This window comes from Brevundimonas viscosa, assembly GCF_900116065.1.
Taxonomy (GTDB): domain Bacteria; phylum Pseudomonadota; class Alphaproteobacteria; order Caulobacterales; family Caulobacteraceae; genus Brevundimonas; species Brevundimonas viscosa.
This window is the reverse complement of sequence record NZ_FOZV01000007.1, coordinates 113,964-129,263: the sequence shown is the minus strand read 5'-3', so window position 1 is coordinate 129,263 and position 15,300 is coordinate 113,964. Positions and strand designations below refer to the sequence as shown.

At 70.9% G+C, this 15,300-nt stretch carries 16 protein-coding genes; 3 read left to right on the top strand and 13 right to left on the bottom strand.

Features of this window, described 5'->3' with window-relative positions:
• The 10 genes from BM333_RS13095 to hemN form a co-directional block, all read right to left on the bottom strand.
• The coding region (locus BM333_RS13095) for an aminotransferase class I/II-fold pyridoxal phosphate-dependent enzyme (RefSeq protein WP_143105826.1) at window positions 1-417 on the bottom strand (417 nt) is incomplete at its 3' end.
• An 82-nt stretch (window positions 418-499) separates the two neighbouring features.
• Window positions 500-826 carry a chorismate mutase gene (locus tag BM333_RS13090; protein ID WP_092312493.1) on the bottom strand — a complete coding sequence of 109 codons (327 nt, stop codon included), beginning with the start codon at window positions 824-826 and terminating at the stop codon, window positions 500-502.
• Window positions 823-1,728: a ubiquinone anaerobic biosynthesis protein UbiV gene (ubiV, locus tag BM333_RS13085; protein ID WP_092312490.1), complete on the bottom strand. Its 906-nt coding sequence runs from the start codon at window positions 1,726-1,728 to the stop codon at window positions 823-825. The genes BM333_RS13090 and ubiV overlap by 4 nt, the downstream gene beginning before the upstream one ends.
• The gene (ubiU, locus tag BM333_RS13080; RefSeq protein ID WP_092312487.1) at window positions 1,725-2,717 is read right to left on the bottom strand and encodes a ubiquinone anaerobic biosynthesis protein UbiU; all 993 of its coding nucleotides are present in this window, start codon (window positions 2,715-2,717) and stop codon (window positions 1,725-1,727) included. Before ubiU ends, ubiV begins: the two co-directional genes overlap by 4 nt.
• Window positions 2,718-2,719: 2 nt before the next feature.
• Window positions 2,720-3,187, bottom strand: coding sequence for a ubiquinone anaerobic biosynthesis accessory factor UbiT (gene ubiT, locus BM333_RS13075; RefSeq protein WP_092312484.1), 468 nt, complete (start codon window positions 3,185-3,187; stop codon window positions 2,720-2,722).
• 65 nt (window positions 3,188-3,252) lie between these two features.
• Entirely contained in the window at window positions 3,253-5,022 is a 1,770-nt protein-coding gene (locus BM333_RS13070) for a pyridoxal phosphate-dependent decarboxylase family protein (RefSeq protein WP_092312481.1), read from the bottom strand.
• 70 nt (window positions 5,023-5,092) lie between these two features.
• Window positions 5,093-5,512: a YbaN family protein gene (locus tag BM333_RS13065; RefSeq protein ID WP_092312478.1), complete on the bottom strand. Its 420-nt coding sequence runs from the start codon at window positions 5,510-5,512 to the stop codon at window positions 5,093-5,095.
• Window positions 5,513-5,566: 54 nt separating this feature from the next.
• The gene (locus tag BM333_RS13060; RefSeq protein WP_092312475.1) at window positions 5,567-6,745 is read right to left on the bottom strand and encodes an NnrS family protein; all 1,179 of its coding nucleotides are present in this window, start codon (window positions 6,743-6,745) and stop codon (window positions 5,567-5,569) included.
• 70 nt (window positions 6,746-6,815) lie between these two features.
• Window positions 6,816-9,086 carry a nitric-oxide reductase large subunit gene (locus BM333_RS13055; protein WP_092312472.1) on the bottom strand — a complete coding sequence of 757 codons (2,271 nt, stop codon included), beginning with the start codon at window positions 9,084-9,086 and terminating at the stop codon, window positions 6,816-6,818.
• A gap of 114 nt (window positions 9,087-9,200) precedes the next feature.
• Window positions 9,201-10,550 carry an oxygen-independent coproporphyrinogen III oxidase gene (gene hemN, locus BM333_RS13050; protein WP_092312524.1) on the bottom strand — a complete coding sequence of 450 codons (1,350 nt, stop codon included), beginning with the start codon at window positions 10,548-10,550 and terminating at the stop codon, window positions 9,201-9,203.
• A 250-nt stretch (window positions 10,551-10,800) separates the two neighbouring features.
• Here hemN and BM333_RS13045 point away from each other — a divergent pair, with 250 nt between their 5' ends.
• Window positions 10,801-12,216, top strand: coding sequence for a PAS domain S-box protein (locus BM333_RS13045; RefSeq protein ID WP_425425135.1), 1,416 nt, complete (start codon window positions 10,801-10,803; stop codon window positions 12,214-12,216).
• On the top strand, window positions 12,206-12,817 hold the full coding sequence (gene fixJ / locus BM333_RS13040; RefSeq protein WP_092312469.1) for a response regulator FixJ: 612 nt from the start codon (window positions 12,206-12,208) through the stop codon (window positions 12,815-12,817). Before BM333_RS13045 ends, fixJ begins: the two co-directional genes overlap by 11 nt.
• Here the strand turns inward: fixJ and BM333_RS13035 are convergent.
• Window positions 12,814-13,212 (bottom strand): response regulator transcription factor, encoded by a 399-nt coding sequence (locus BM333_RS13035; protein ID WP_092312466.1) that lies wholly within the window; start codon window positions 13,210-13,212, stop codon window positions 12,814-12,816. The two genes, fixJ and BM333_RS13035, sit on opposite strands and share 4 nt — an antisense overlap.
• Window positions 13,209-13,895, bottom strand: a complete 687-nt coding sequence (locus BM333_RS13030) for a helix-turn-helix domain-containing protein (protein WP_177221894.1) — start codon at window positions 13,893-13,895, stop codon at window positions 13,209-13,211. The genes BM333_RS13035 and BM333_RS13030 overlap by 4 nt, the downstream gene beginning before the upstream one ends.
• Window positions 13,896-14,030: 135 nt before the next feature.
• Between BM333_RS13030 and BM333_RS13025 the strand changes: the two genes are divergently transcribed.
• Window positions 14,031-14,720: a Crp/Fnr family transcriptional regulator gene (locus BM333_RS13025; protein ID WP_092312459.1), complete on the top strand. Its 690-nt coding sequence runs from the start codon at window positions 14,031-14,033 to the stop codon at window positions 14,718-14,720.
• 84 nt (window positions 14,721-14,804) lie between these two features.
• On the opposite strand, the gene BM333_RS13020 is transcribed toward BM333_RS13025, so the two are convergent.
• Complete coding sequence (locus BM333_RS13020) at window positions 14,805-15,248, bottom strand: pseudoazurin (RefSeq protein WP_092312456.1); 444 nt, start codon at window positions 15,246-15,248, stop codon at window positions 14,805-14,807.
• Window positions 15,249-15,300: the final 52 nt, after the last annotated feature.

Here is a 15,300-nt window from a genome sequence, read left to right as displayed (position 1 = left end):
GTCCGAGAACACGATCAGCCCCGGCAGGATGCGCTGCAGCGTCGACAGGGTCGCCTCGTTGGCCACATAGCCCGAGGTGAACAGCAGCGCCGCCTCCTTGCGGTGCCAGCTGGCCAGCTCGGCCTCCAGGTCCACCGCCGAGCGCGTCGTGCCCGAGATGTTGCGCGTGCCCCCCGCCCCGGCCCCGGCCGCGTCGACCTCGGCCTTCATCGCCTCCAGCACCGCCGGATGCTGGCCCATGCCCAGGTAGTCGTTGGAGCACCAGACCACCACCTCCTGCTCCGACCCGTCCGCGCGGCGACGGATCGCCTTCGGAAACCGGCCGCGCACGCGCTTCAGGTCGGCGAAGACGCGATAGCGCCCCTCCCCCTTCACCTGCTCAACGGCGGTCTGGAATGCAGCCTGGTAGTCGTACAATGAACCGGTCCTCGATGTGCGGGGCGGAACATTCCACGTCGGGGCGGACCGATCACCTCGGGAATTCCCCGTAGCAGCCCTGCTAATCTCCCGGATCGCGACAGCCGCAGCAGGCCCCGGGATCCTCCACCTGCTCCAGCACCCGCCGCTCGTGTTCGACGCTGACCTCGAGCAGGCGACGCCAGACCGGCACGGCGATCTTCGGCGACAGGCCGGCGTCCAGCGCCGCCGCCCGGATGCGGGCGAGGATGGCCTGTTCCCGCTCCCGGTCCCGCAGCGGGGCGTGCCGCCCCTTCACCTCGGCGACCGCCTCCACCAGCCGCTGGCGCGCCGCCATCAGCTCGAGCATCCGCCCGTCGACGCCATCGAGTTGGGCGCGCAGGTCCTCCAGTCGCCGGTGGTCGATCATGGCCGCGCCTCCACCGAGGCCATGCCCGCCGCGCCGTGCAGATAGCCGTTGATGATGGGACCGGGCAGGCCCAGCGCATCGACCCGTCCCCGCAGCCCGCCGGCGTCGACGCCACCGTCAAGGAAGGCGCGGAAGGCGCTGGCGACGGCCGCCATGTCCGTCGTGTGCGGCGACAGGCGCAGGGCGGCGACCCCGGCGTCCGCGAGGGCGGCGGGGTCGACGTCGGCGAGCTGGACCCCGTCGGAGAGCGTCTGCACGCCGTTGACCGCGAGAAAGCCGCGCCCTTCGAGGGTGCTCAGCCGCAGGCCGTCCGCGTCCCATCCGCAGACGAACTGGCAGGAGTCCTTGTGCAGGCCGTGGTGTCGCGCATGGTAGCAGCGGCCCGAGAGAGCCAGCGGCACGCGCCCGAAGGCGAAGAGCTCGATCTCCAGTCCCGGGCAGGCGCGGGCGATGGCTCCCACCGCCTCCAGCGACAGCTCGACGTTGGCGCACAGGCGCACGCAGCCGCGCTCGACCAGCTCCTGAGCCGCCGCCTCGTTGTAGACGTTGAGCAGGGGCCCGGCCACGAACGGCGCCGACCGGTCCAGCAGACCGGAGATGTCGTTGACCTCGACCAGCTCCGGCGTCTCCGCCAGCGCCGCGATGCCGCGTCGGTCGCGGACGCTGGCGGGCAGCGCCAGCCCCGACCAGACCACCTCCTTGCCGGCGGACGTCAGTCGCTCCGCCGCCTCCGCCAAGGCGTGGGCTGCGAGCGGCGCGCGTTTGCCGCAGACCACTTCGCCCAGATAGACGCGGTCGACCGGCGCCTCGTCGGCGATGCGGGCATAGAAGTCGACGATGCGCGGCGGCGACCAGTGGAACAGCAACGGGCCCAAGGTCAGGCCGATGGCGGGGCGGGTCATCTCCAGGTCTTCCGGTAGGCGCCGGCGGTCTCACGTCCGCCCTCGGCGAGATCGGTCAGTTCGGCGGAAAGCTCCGACGGATCGCCGCCGCGCTCCAGCAGGTCGATGGCCTTGCGAAAGGTGGCCGCGACGCGGGCCACATAGGCCTTGCCGCGCTGGCGGCCCTCGACCTTGACCGCCGTCACGCCCGCCCGGCGCAGCTCCGTCAGCAGTCCGATGGCGTTGAGGCTGACCGGGTCCTCGAACAGGTAGGACAGCGCGCCCTCGACCTCGAAACGCCCCTTGCACAGGGTCGGGTAGCCGGCCGGCTCGCCGGGGGCGTACCGGTCCAGCGCCAGCCCCGCCAGGCGCGAGGTCATCGCCCCGCCCTCCTCCTCGGTGTAGGTCACCGCTTCCGGCGGCGAGCAGACCCCGCTCAGGTTCGGCGACCGGCCGGTGGCGTAGGACGACAGGGCGCAACGTCCTTCGGCCATGACGCACAGGCCCCCGAAGACGAAGGCCTCGGTCTCGACCTCGATCTCGCGCATCAGGGCGGCGATCTCGCCCACGCTGAGCACCCGCGGCAGCACGACCCGCTTCACCCCGAACTCGCGCGCGTAGAAGGCGATGGCCTCCGGCGAGCCCGCCGCCGCCTGTACGGACAGGTGCAGCCTCAGCCCCGGCCAGGCGCGCCGCGCATAGGCCAACACTCCCAGGTCGGCGACGATCACCGCGTCGACTCCCGCCTCGCCGGCCGCGTCGACCGATCCGCGCCACCGGTCGGCCGCTCCGGCCCGCGCGAAGGTGTTCACCGCCGTCAGCACCTTCGCCCCGCGCGCATGCGCCCAGGCGACGCTCTCGGCCAGCTCGGCCGGGGAGAAGTTTAGTCCCGGGAAGTTGCGGGCGTTGGTGTCGTCGCGCAGCCCGCAATAGACGCTGTCGGCCCCCGCCTCGACCGCGGCTCTCAGCATGGCCGGCGAGCCGGCGGGGCAGACCAGTTCGATCGCCATCGTCAGGCCACTCCTGCATGGCGGCGAAGGACCGCCAGCGCCGCGGACGCCCCCCGCGTCACCGGCTCGCGCAACGGCGGCCGCACGCCCAGCACATCGGCCAGGCTCAGCTCGGCCGCCTCCAGGGTGTTGTGCAGGGCGACCGTCGCGTCGGTGTCGCCCTCGATCCGCACCCGGCGCGAGAAGAAGGCCGCGTCCGCGTCGGCGCTGCCGTCGAGCAGCGACAGCAGCAGCACCAGCGGCCCGGTGATCCGGGCGGCGCAGGGCGCGTCGTCGTCGTGGCGCACCACCTTCACCTCGCCTGTCCTTCCGTCCGGACGCAGCCGGAAGGCGACCGGGAAGTCGGTCGGAGCGATGACGAAGTCGGCCCGGCGGGCGTCGCCCAGCCGCTCGAACACCTCCGGGCGACGGGCGGCGACGCCGCGGACCGCTCCGGTCAGCACCCGCTCGGGCGCGGCGCGGAAGGCCATCAACAGGTCGGCCGCCGCCCCGCCGGCGGACCTTCCGGTTCGCCCCCGCCACGCCGCCCCGCCCATCAGGCCGCCCCCCGCAGGGCCGGCGCCGCCGCCTCGACGTGCCGCCGGATGAACCCGGCGATCTGCGGGAACAGCAGGCCGCGATTGGCCGGGTCGGCCCAGTAGGGGTTCATGAACACGCAGCGCACCAGCACCAGTCCGTCCGCGTCCTTCACCCCGTCATAGCTGGCGAGGTGGCGGTCGATCAGCCGCGCATAACCCGCGCCAAGCGTCGTGCGCGAGGCGGACAGCTCGGCCGAGGCGTGGATGGCGTCGAACAGGGCGGCCGTGCGCGCGTTGGCGCTGGACAGGGCCTCGCCCTCCCGCGCCAGCGAGAAGCAGACGATGTTGGCGTCGACCGGCTCGAGGAAGCGCACCTCCGGCACAGCCGCGGCGACCGCGCCCCGGAAGGCCCGCGCCGTCCGCACCGTCTCCGCCAGCAGGGTCCCCAGCCCCTCCGGCCCGAAACCAAGCGTCCGCCCGGTCAGCCAGGTGGCGGCCGCCCCGGCCGCCGTGCGCGAGCCCTCCAGCGTCGACGCCCACTTGCCGTCGCCCAGCTCCGGCCGATCGAGATAGGGCGCGTCGAAGGCCGACACGGCGTAGCGAGCCCGGTCGCGGGTCAGGAAGGCTCCGCACGCATAGGGCACGTAGCCCAGCTTGTGCGGGTCGATGGTCACCGAGTCGGCCCGACCGATCGCCCGCAGCGCCGCGGCGCTGGCCGGGGACAGTGCCGCCTCGTCCGGCCCGCCCAGGACGGCGCACAGGAAACCGCCGTATGCCGCGTCGACGTGCCGCCAGATGTGCACGCCCTCGTCCCGCTCCCACGCCTCCAGCCGGTCGTGGACCGCGTCGATCGGGTCGATCTCGCTTGTCTCGGTCGTGCCGGCCACGCTGACCGCCGTCAGCACCGGACGCCCCTGGGCGCGGGCCTCGCGGATCAGCCGGTCGAGGTCCTCGATGTCCAGCCGCCCCTCGGCGTCGAGGGCGATGCTCCACAGCGACCCCTCGCCCAGCCCGAAGACATTGGCCGCCTTCAGCCAGGAATAGTGCTTGGTTCCCGGCGCCAGCAGCACCGGGCCGAGGTAGTCACGCCCCGCCGCCCGGCCGATGCGGGCCCAGACCGCGGCCGGATTGCCGACGGCGGCGCTGTAGCGGCGCAGGGTGGCGTCGGTCAGGCCGTGCTGGTCCCAGAGTTCGCGGAACCGGTCCCAGCCCATGTGGGCCGCGGCGAAGACGTCCAGCGGCTCGCCCGTGGTCTCGGCCACGTAGAGGCCGAGGCTGAGCCAGTGATCCATGCGGTAGCGCGCCCGCCAGACCGCCTCGAAATTGGCCACCGTGCCGCCGGAGGTGAAATGCCCCTGCGCCTCCGCCGGATCGTAGCCGAGCATGGACGCCAGCATGGCGACGGCCTCGGTCTCGATCACCGAACCGACCCGGCTGGCTTCCTGGGAGGTGTTGTTGGGATTGTGCAGCATCGCCGCCAGCCAGCCGAACAGGGCCGGCAGCGAGATCTCCGCCTTCATGTGACCGATGTAGCGGGGCGTGTGGGTCGGGGTCTCCGCCGTCAGCGCCTGCGCCAGTTCCTGCAGACGCGCGGAGAGATCGGCGCGCGCCTCGGGCGCCGCCGCCGCTTCCGACGTGGCTGCGAAGTCGTCGGGGAACAGGCTCTTGCGCCAGTCGAACCAGTGGTCGAGCAGGCCGAGCATCTCGGAACGGACCCAGCGCTCATTCTCGCAACGCGCGCCGGGGAAGTAGGTCGAGGCGATCGCCGCCGCCGGGGAATCGGGCATCAGGGTCTCCGGTTGGGTTGATGGCGCCGCCGGGGCGGCGCGTCCTTGCGCCGGCTCAACCTCGGCGGTCTCAATGCGGCCGGCTCAGGATCCAGGCGCCGACCGCCAGCAGCACGGCGCCGGCGGCGGCCAGGCCGACGATCGGCACATCCCCCAGCCAGAGCCCGGCCCAGCTGGCCGGCAGGCTGCCGGCGGCGACCAGCTTGGCCTTGCGCGGAATGGCGCGGCGCTCGGTCCATGCGCGGATCGCCGGTCCGAAGCGGGGATGGCTTCGCAGCCAGGCCTCCAGCCGCGGCGAGGAGCGGGCGAAGGCCCAGGCCGCCAGCAGGGCGAACGGCGTCGTCGGCCACAGCGGCAGGACCACCCCGATCGCCGCCGCCGCGGTCGCGACGGCCCCCAGCAGGCGCAGGCCCGGCCGACCTGCCGTCGGCGCCAGCGCGAACGGCTCGGCGTAGCCGTTCAGATCGGACGGGAAACTGACCGGTTTCATGGCCGCACCTTCCGTCCGGACGCCGCCCGACGCTTTGCGCCGCCGCAAGTCGGCTCAGAGGGATTTCCGCACCAGCATCGGCCCGTAGACCGCCGCAAAGCCGGCGAAGGCCAGCACCCAGAGCGCCGCCGAAGCTCCGAGCAGCGCCGGCGTCAGGTCCGGCAGGAACGGCGCGGCCACCCGCACCGCCGCAGCGGCGAGGACGAGGGTGTAGACCCCCGTGGTGGCGACGTCGGAGGCTCGCGGACGCCCGGTATGGCCGCGGGTGGCGCGCGTCATCACCGCCAGCGTCATCACCCCGATGCCGCCGGCCGTAAGGGCATGGACGCCTGCGGTGAACGGCACAGCCGCCGGCGCCAGGGCGGACGCGCCGAGCAAAAGGAAACCGACGGGCAGCCACACGAAGCCGAGGTGAAGGATCCAGACCATCGACTCCGGCCAGGTCTGCCACCCCCGCCAGCGCAGCAGGCGGACCAGGCTTAGCAGTCCCGCGGCCAGCAGGGCGGCTCCGGTCGTTACGGCCTGGGGCGTCGCCACCCACAGCGCCAGGGCGCCGACCGTGACAACGAGCGCAACCTTGTCGAACAGCCCGAACGGCGTCGGCCGGGCCAGGCCGCGCGGCAGAACCCAGTTCTGGGTGAAGCTCGGAATGATGCGGCCGCCGATCAGGGCGATCAGGGCGGTGATCACCGCGACCGCGACCCGCTCCGCATGAGGCCCCGCTTCGGGCCACTGCGCCGAGGCGTGGAAGGCGACATTGGCGCAGGCCAGCACGCTGACCATCACCGCCACCGGCAGGTTGCGACGGTTCTTCGCCGCCAGGATCTCGCGCCAGATGAGGGCCGCGAAGACGACGAGGAAGGCCACGTCGGCGACGATGGCGAACAGACCCGCGCCAGGCGGCAGGAAGCCGGCGAGGCGGCCGGCCAGCCACAGGGCCACCAGACCGGCCAGCGGCCATCCGGAGACCGGAAGACGGCCCGTCCAGTTCGGCACCGCCGTCAGCAGGAAGCCGGCGATGACCCCGGCGCCGTAGCCGAACAGCATCTCGTGGGTGTGCCACAGCCGCCCGTCCGCGCCGCCGATGGTCCCGTCGCCGAGAACGAAGGACGCAACCCAGATCGGCACCGCCAGCGCGGCCCAGACAGCCGAAAGCAGGAAGAAGGGCCGGAACCCGAAGGTAAGAACCGCCGGGCCCTGCCAGGCCCTGATGCCGTCGCGCGTCGCGCCCATGAACACTGAACTCCAGAAAGAAATGCGGGGCGGAAGGGTCCACGATCCCCTCCGCCCCGCCCGCCCGCGACTACTCCGCGGGAAGCACGGCCGGCTTGCCGCCGATCCGGGGTTTGCGGGCCGCGATCACGAGGCGGGCCGCGAAGATGGCCAGCGAGAAGGCGCCGACGCTGAAGACGACGTCTCCGGGCACCCGCATCCACACCAGCATCTCGACCAGCGGCGAGTGAATGACCGCCGGAGAGCGGGCGTACCACATGCCGTGTTCGATGCTGGCGAAGGCCTGCACCACCCCCATGGGCAGCAGCGACAGGAAGACCATCATCGCCACGCCGATGTTCAGCGTCCAGAATGTCACCGCCAGCAACCGGTCATCCCAGGCCAGCCGCGGCGCGAGGCCGCGCAGGCAGAACAGCATCAGGCCGATCCCCAGCATGCCGTAGACCCCGAAGAGCGCGGCGTGGGCGTGGGTGGCCGTCGTGTTCAGCCCCTGCAGGTAGTAGAGGCTCAGCGGCGGGTTGATCATGAAGCCGAAGACCCCGGCGCCGAGCAGGTTCCAGAAGGACACCGCCACGAAGAACAGGATCGGCCAGCGGTAGGTCTGCACCCACGGCGCCACCTTGGTGTGCCGCCAGGTCTCGAAGGCCTCGAAACCGATCAGCGCCAGGGGCACGACCTCGAGGGCCGAGAACATGGAGCCGATGGCGATCACCGACACCGGCGTGCCGGCGAAGTACCAGTGGTGGGCGGTGCCGAGGACGCCGCCGGTCAGGAACACGATGGTGCCGAACAGGACTGCGACGTTCGCGGTCTGGGCGCGGACGAGGCCCAGCTTGACGAACAGCAGGCTGATCACCGCCGTGGCGAAGACCTCGAAGAAGCCCTCGACCCACAGGTGGACGATCCACCAGCGCCAGTACTCGACCATCGAGATATGGGTGTGTTTGCCCCACATGAAGCCGGCGGCGTAGAACAGGCCGATGGCGATGGTCGACATGAACAGCACCGCCAGCACCGGCTTGCTGTCCGACGGCGAGCGCAGCGCCGGCCACAGGGCGCGACCGACCAGCACCAGCCACAGCATCAGGCCGACGAACAGCAGGATCTGCCAGAAGCGGCCGAGGTCGACGTACTCCCAGCCCTGGTGGCCGAACCAGAAGTTGGTGTGGATGTCGAAGACCTGCTGCACGCCAAGCCACTCGCCGGCCATCGAGCCGAGGACGACGAACACGAGGGCCGCCCAAAGGATGTTGACGCCCAGCTTCTGGAAGCGGGGCTCATGGCCCGAGATCATCGGCGCGATGTACAGGCCGGTGGCGAGCCAGGCGGTGGCGATCCAGAACACCGCAAGCTGGGTGTGCCAGGTGCGGGTCACGGCATACGGGATCCATTCGGAAATCGGGATGCCGTAGAAGTCGTGGCCCTCGACCGCATAGTGGGCGGTCATGGCGCCGAGGCCGACCTGCAGCAGGAACAGGCCGATCACCGTGAGGAAGTACTTGCCGCTCGCCTTCATCGAGGGCGTCGGCTTCATGGTGAACAGCGGATCGGTCGCCGGCACGGTCGGCGGCGCCTCATGCTTGGCGCGGGCGTGCCAGAAGATCAGGGCGGCGACCCCGAAGATCAGCAGCAGCACGCTGGCGGCCGACCAGACGATGTTGGCCGAGCTCGGCACGTTGTCGATCAGCGGCTCATGCGGCCAGTTGGAGGTGTAGGTGACGACGTCCCCGGGACGGTTGGTCCCCGCGGCCCAGCCGCTCCACCACCAGAAGGCGGCGATGTCCGCCCGGCGGGCGGCGTCGGGCACCGGGTTTTCGGCAATGGCGTACTGCTCGCGCAGATGCGACAGCTCGATGTCGTCGCTCAGCAGCGCCTCATAGTGGGCGCGCACCTGCCGGATCGCTTCCGCCCGGTCGGCGGAAACCGAAACGGTCCCGGTCGCCGGATCGTAGGTGTTGCGCCGAACCTCGTCCTTCAGGCGCGCCTTCAGGGCGCCCTGCTTCTCGAGGTCCAGCTGGGCGTACGCGACGCCGTGTTCGCGCTTGGCCCAGATATCGAGCAGCGCGACGAGTTCGCGGTGCAGCTGGTCCGCCGACCAGTCCGGGGCCACATAGCCGCCGTGGCCCCAGACGGAGCCGACCTGCTGGCCGCCCATGGACTGCCAGGCGAGCTGGCCGTCCTGGATGTCCTGCTTGGTGAACAGCACCTCGCCGGACGGCGCGACCACCTGCGCCGGCAGCGGCGGGGCCTGCCTGTAGATTTCGCGTCCCATCAGCCCTAGCACGGCGAAGGACGCCGTCATGATCAGGGCGAGGACGAGCCAAAGCCTCTTGGTTGTCATCTCTCTCTGTCCTTTGCCGACAGGGACTCCCCCCGCTTCGGCCTTGTCCGTTCCTTGGCGCGCCTGCCGACGCGGGACGTTGCGCCGGCGCAAGCTCTACGCGCGGAAGACTCCTCAGACCGCCTGCGCGTGTCGCCGCGCGGGGCCGGCCAGCTGGGCGTCGAAGCAGGCGGCGACGGTGCGGACGAGGCGCGCGGCCGCGGCGGGCACCTCGACCACCCGGCCCCGGAGCCTGCACAGGCCGAGCGGCTCCAGTTCGGCGATCCCCGCGAAGCACGAATCAAGCGCGTCGGGGGCGAAGCCGCGGTCCGTGCACACGGCGCCGACATCGACCCGCAGGTCGCACATGACCCGTTCGATCACCGCCGCCCGCAGTTCGTCCTCTTCGGTCACCGGCAGACGGCGCGCCACCGGCAGATGCCCGGCCTCTACGGCCCGGCCCCAGGTGTCGGTGGCGATGGCGTTCTGCACGAAGCCCGGCCCGAAGCGCCCGATGCTCGACGGCCCGACCGGGATCATCACGGCTGCCGGGTCGTCGGTGTAGCCTTGGAAGTTGCGTCGCAACCTGCCCGACGCGGCCGCCACGGCCAGCGGATCGCCGGGCCGGGCGTAATGATCGAGCCCTATCCTGACGTAGCCCGCCGCGACCAGTTCCTGGTCGGCCGCCTCGGCCTGGTCCCAGCGCCCCTGCGCGTCGGCGAGATCCTCTTCGCGGATCATCACCTGGTGCTTCTTCATCCACGGCACATGGGCGTAGCCGAAGACGGCGACGCGGTCGGGAGCGAGCGAAATCGCGTCGCGCGTGCTGGCGGCGACGTTTTCCGGCGTCTGCCCCGGCAGGCCGTACATCAGGTCGAAGTTCAGCGCGGCGAGGCCGGCGTCGCGCAGCCGGGCCACCACCGACGCCACCTGTTCGAACGGCTGGATCCGGTTGACCTTCTGCTGCACGTCCGGATCGAAGGTCTGCACCCCCAGGCTGACGCGGTTCACGCCGGCGGCGACCGCGGCGTCGATGAACTCGTGGGTCAGCAGGCCGGGATCGAGTTCGGCGGCAACCTCCGCATCCGGTCGCAGGCGGAAGGCGCGACCGAGCACCGCCACCAGCTCCGCGAAGTCGGCGGGAGCCAGGGCGTTCGGACTGCCGCCCCCGAAATGCAGATGCTGCGTTCCGGCATGGGCGGGCATCGCCGCGGCCCACAGCTCGATCTCCCGCTTCAGCGTTTCAAAGAAGGTGCGAACCCGGTCGTATTCATGGAACACGCTCGTGTGGCAGCCGCAGTACCAGCACAGCCGCTTGCAGAACGGCACGTGGGTATAGACCGACAGCGTCTGGTCCGGCCGGATCTGCGCCAGCCAGGAGCGGGCCTCCGCATCGTCCTCGGCCGCCGTGAAGGCCAGGGCGGTGGGATAGCTGGTGTATCGCGGCAGCGTCCGACCGGCCTGCGCCAGCCAGCTCGAAGGCACGGAAGGGCGCGCCGCCTTCGGCGCGACGGCAGTCGAATCCAGCACGGTTGCAACGAGCCTCGAACAGTGAAACGGAGGGCGGCGTCCGCCCTCGCCGGGGTTAGGCGCAAACCGCGACAGGTGACATTTGGGTATTCCACCTAGGGAATCTTCCGGAGCGCGGAGCGACCGCTGGACCGGGCCCGGAGCCGGGCTTCTGGCGTGGGCTCTGGCGGCCCGGCGCAACCGCAGCGGATACGCCGCAGCGCTCGTGGGAACGGCGCTGGCGCTGGCGATCGGCTTGGCGGCGACAGCCTACCTCGAGGACCGGATCGCCTTTCTCCTGTTCATCCCCGTCGTCTTCGCCGCGGCCACCCTCGGCGGCCTCGGCCCCGGGCTCGCGGCGACGCTGCTGGGCGTCGCCGGCGGCGTCGTTCTGACCTGGCAGCAGGGCGGCGGCGACCTCGCCAGCACCGCCGCCTTCGTGGCGATCGGCTGCATGATCGGGGCGGGCGGCGAGATGTTCCAGGTCATGCGAGACCGCGCGGTGGCGGTGAACAGCGACCTTCGCTCGCGCGAGGCGCACCTCAGTTCGATCCTCGCCACCGTCCCTGACGCCATGGTCGTCATCGACGAGCGCGGCACCATGCGATCCTTCAGCGACGCCGCCGAGAGACTGTTCGGCTGGCGCGCCGAGGAGGCCATCGGACAGAACGTCAAGATTCTCATGCCCTCGCCCTATCGCGAGGCCCACGACAACTATCTCGACCGCTATCTGACGACGGGCGAGAAGCGGATCATCGGCGTCGGCCGCGTCGTCGTCGGCGAGCGCAAGGACGGCTCGACATTCCCCATGGAGCTGTCGGTGGGCGAAATGGTCTCCGGCCAGGAGCGCTTCTTCACGGGGTTCGTCCGCGACCTTACCGAACGACAAAGGACCGAGGCCCGCCTGCAGGAGCTCCAGACCGAACTCGTGCACATCTCGCGCCTCACCGCCCTCGGCGAGATGGCCTCGGCCCTGGCGCACGAGCTGAACCAGCCGCTGTCGGCGGTGGCCAACTACCTCAAGGGCTCCTCGCGGCTTCTGAGGGGACCCGAGGTGCCGCGGGAGATGCTCAAGGAAGCCATCGACCTCGCCGGCGACCAGGCCCTTCGCGCCGGCGACATCATTCGCCGTCTCCGGGACTTCGTGGCGCGCGGCGAGACTGAACGCCGCATCGAAAGTCTGCACAAGCTGATCGAGGAAGCAGGAGCCCTGGCGCTGGTCGGAGCCAAGGAGCACGGGGTGAGCGTCAGGTTCCGCTTCGACCCGGCGATCGACCTCGTCCTCGCCGACAGGGTGCAGGTGCAGCAGGTCGTCCTCAACCTGATCCGCAACGCCATCGAGGCGATGGAGGAGAGCCCCCGCAAGCAACTGGACGTCCGGATCGAGGACGGCGGCGACCATCTCGCCCTCGTCAGCGTTTCGGACACCGGCTCGGGGCTGGCGCCGGAGGTCGTGGATCAGCTATTCCAGCCCTTCATCACGACCAAGCGAACCGGCATGGGCGTGGGGCTTTCCATCTCGCGGACGATCGTTGAAGCCCACGGCGGTCGGATCTGGGCCGTGCCGAACCCCGGCGGCGGCACCCGCTTCTGCTTCACCCTGATGACGGTCGATGAAAAGGAGCTCGAGAATGACGACTGAAGGTGTCGTCCACATCGTTGACGACGATCCGGCAGTGCGGAATTCCCTGCGCTTTCTGCTCAAGACATCGGGGTACGATGCGGCGACCTACGCGTCCGGTCCCGAGTTGCTCAGCCAGGCGGAGGAGTTGCGCGCCGGCTGCATCCTGACCGACGTCCGCATGCCGGAGATGAACGGACTGGAGCTGGTGCGTCAGTTGAAGGCGCAGGGCGTGTCCCATCCGGTCATCGTCATGACCGGTCATGCGGACGTTCCGCTGGCGGTCGAGGCCATGCGGGCCGGGGTCGTCGACTTCATCGAAAAACCGTTCGACGACGAGGCGCTGCTGACCTCGATCCGGTCCGCACTGGCGCAGAACGCCGCCACCGCGGGCGAGGACGCCGAGGTCGGCGAGATCCGGTCCCGGCTCGAGCAGCTGACCGTGCGCGAGCGGCAGGTGCTTGAGGGGCTGGTCGCCGGCCAGGCCAACAAGGCGATCGCCTACGACCTCGAGATCAGCCCGCGGACGGTCGAGGTCTACCGCGCCAACGTCATGACCAAGATGAAGGCGCGCAGCCTCTCCGAACTGGTCCGCATGCGGCTTCTGGTCGGAAAGCCCTAGCAGGGCCCGGGCTGGGCCCCGAGGGCCTGCTTCACCGTATCGAGCAGGCCGTCGTTCAGCAGCGGCATCTCGACGATCGGCGCGCCCGCCGCGAGGGCGCGCTGGCGCATGACGGCCCGCGGATTGGTGGCGATGAGGATCGCGGGGGCGGAGACGCCCTTGGCCCGCAACTGCTCCAGCAGCTCCAGGCCGTCCATGTCGGGCAGCTTGTAGTCGACCACCAGACAGCCGGCCGCGCGCGGTCGCTCGCTGGCCAGCGTGTCGGCGCCGCTCGGGTAGGAGCTGACCTCAAGCCCCTCAAGGCCAAAGGCGAATTCGATGGCGTGGGTCACCGCCGGATCGCCCTCGACGAGGACGACCGCGGGACCTGCCAACGGCGACGTCGTCCCGGTCATTGCAGCATGCCTTCGAGCGATTCCGGCTGCAGGAGCCGCACCACGCGGCTCGAACGCGCCTCGATCAGGCCGGACGCTTCCAGCTGGGACAGGGTGCGCGAGACGGTGTGGATGGTCAGGCCGAGGTAGTCGGCCAGGTCCTGCCGGGTCATCGGCAGCTCGAACGCCGACCCGGCCCTGGTGCGGGCCGCGAAATCGACGAGGAAGGCGACGACGCGCTCGACCGCGCCATGACGGGCCAGGACGAGGGCGTGCTCCTCGCTGCGGTGGAACGCCCGCAGGCTGACCTGCCACAGGGCGCGCGAGAGACGCGGGTCCGAGGACGCCAGGTCCGACAGTTCGCTGCGCCGCATCACGTCGACGGTCGCCTGGGTCAGGGCCACGGCCGTCGCGCCGTACTCGACACCTGCCTCCATGCCGACGAAATCGCCGGGCAGGTAGAAGCTCATCACCTGCCGCCGGCCGTCCGAGAACAGACGGTAGGTCGCGACCGCGCCGGCCCGGACCCGGAAGACCTTGTAGCTGGGCTCCGACTGACGGAAGAGCTCCCGGCCAGCCGCGATGATGTGGGTCGTCGCGTCCTCGTCGAAGGTGTCGCACAGGCAGCACGGCTGATCCGCCGACCGCGCCCGGAGGGGCTCGATCACCGTGCGGGGCGCCGTTGCGAGATTATAGGTGGCCATGCGGGATGCTCCTTGCATGGCGATCCACTAGGCCCCGGCCGGCGCCCGCGACACCTCGGTTTCGTCCCTAAGGGATTTCCCGAGGGTGTCCGGAAGGGCGTTGCGCTCTACAGCAGCGCAAACTGCGGAGTCGTCATGCCTCACGCCGATCCCCGGCTGCTGCAACGCGCCGAAATGTTCGCCGGCCTGTCCCCCGAGGAGCTCGACGAAGTGATGGCCGCGGGCGCGCTCCGCCGGCTGTCGCCGGGCGAGCGCATCTTCGCCCAGGGCGACGCCGGCGTGACCTGCCACAGCCTGCTCGAAGGTCGGGTCAAGATCGTCCAGACCCTGCCGGACGGCTCCCAGTCGGTGCTTCGCTTCATCGGCCCCGGCGAGATGTACGGCACCGTCGCCGCACTTATGGGCCAACCGTTCCCCGCCGACGCTCTCGCGGTGACGGAAAGCCTGGAGGTCCGCTGGAGCGTCCCGGCCTTTCGCGAACTGATGCGGCGGCACCCCGAAATCGGGGTCCGCTCGACCGCCTCCGCCGGGACCCGTCTGTTCGACCTTCACAACCGGGTCAGCGAACTCACCAGCGAGCGGGTCGAACAGCGGATCGCCAGGGCTCTGCTGCGGCTGGCCCGCAAGGCCGGCCGTCCGGTCGAAGGCGGCGTCGAGATCGATTTTCCGATCACCCGCCAGGATCTGGCGGAGATGACCGGCTCCACCCTTCACACCGTCAGCCGGACGCTGGCGGCGTGGGACGCATCAGGCATCACTGGAAGCGCGCGGCGACGGATCGTCGTTCGCGACATGCCCGGCCTCGAAGCCGTCGCCGAAGGCTGAGTATCCGACTTCGCCGCGCCCGCAAAAAACAGGGCCCGGGGCGAACCCCGGACCCTGCTTCCGCCCCCTGCCCCAACGGAGTCTTCAGCGAGCGAAGTACTCCGTGAACCGGCGCCGGGCCAGGTTGGGCGCGCGGCCCGCGACGGTCTGGGCCGCCGCGCGGTTGGCCGAACCGTCGCCGACGATCACCAGCCCGACCATGCCCATGCTGTAGTGCGGCGCGCACTTGACGCCGTAGACGCCCGGCTGGGTCACGCGGAGGACGTACTCCCGTCCCATGGCGCCGCGGGTGACCTGCACGCCGGCCGGCAGCATTCCGGCGATGGTTTCGGCGTTGTGCCCGGGGTCGGTCGGCACGTAGCGGATGGTGTCGCCGGGCCGGGCCCGGACCACCGCCGGCGAGAAGACCATGGTTCCGCCGTCGCCGCGGTTCAGCATCTGGACCCGGTGCTCGGCGGCCGCGGCTTCACCCGCCATGGCGAGGGCCAGCCCGGCGGCGGCCAGGGTGATGAAGGTGCGTTTCAGCATTGTCTTTCTACCTTGAAGTAACCGGCGCGACCCTTGCCGCGTCATGGGCGTC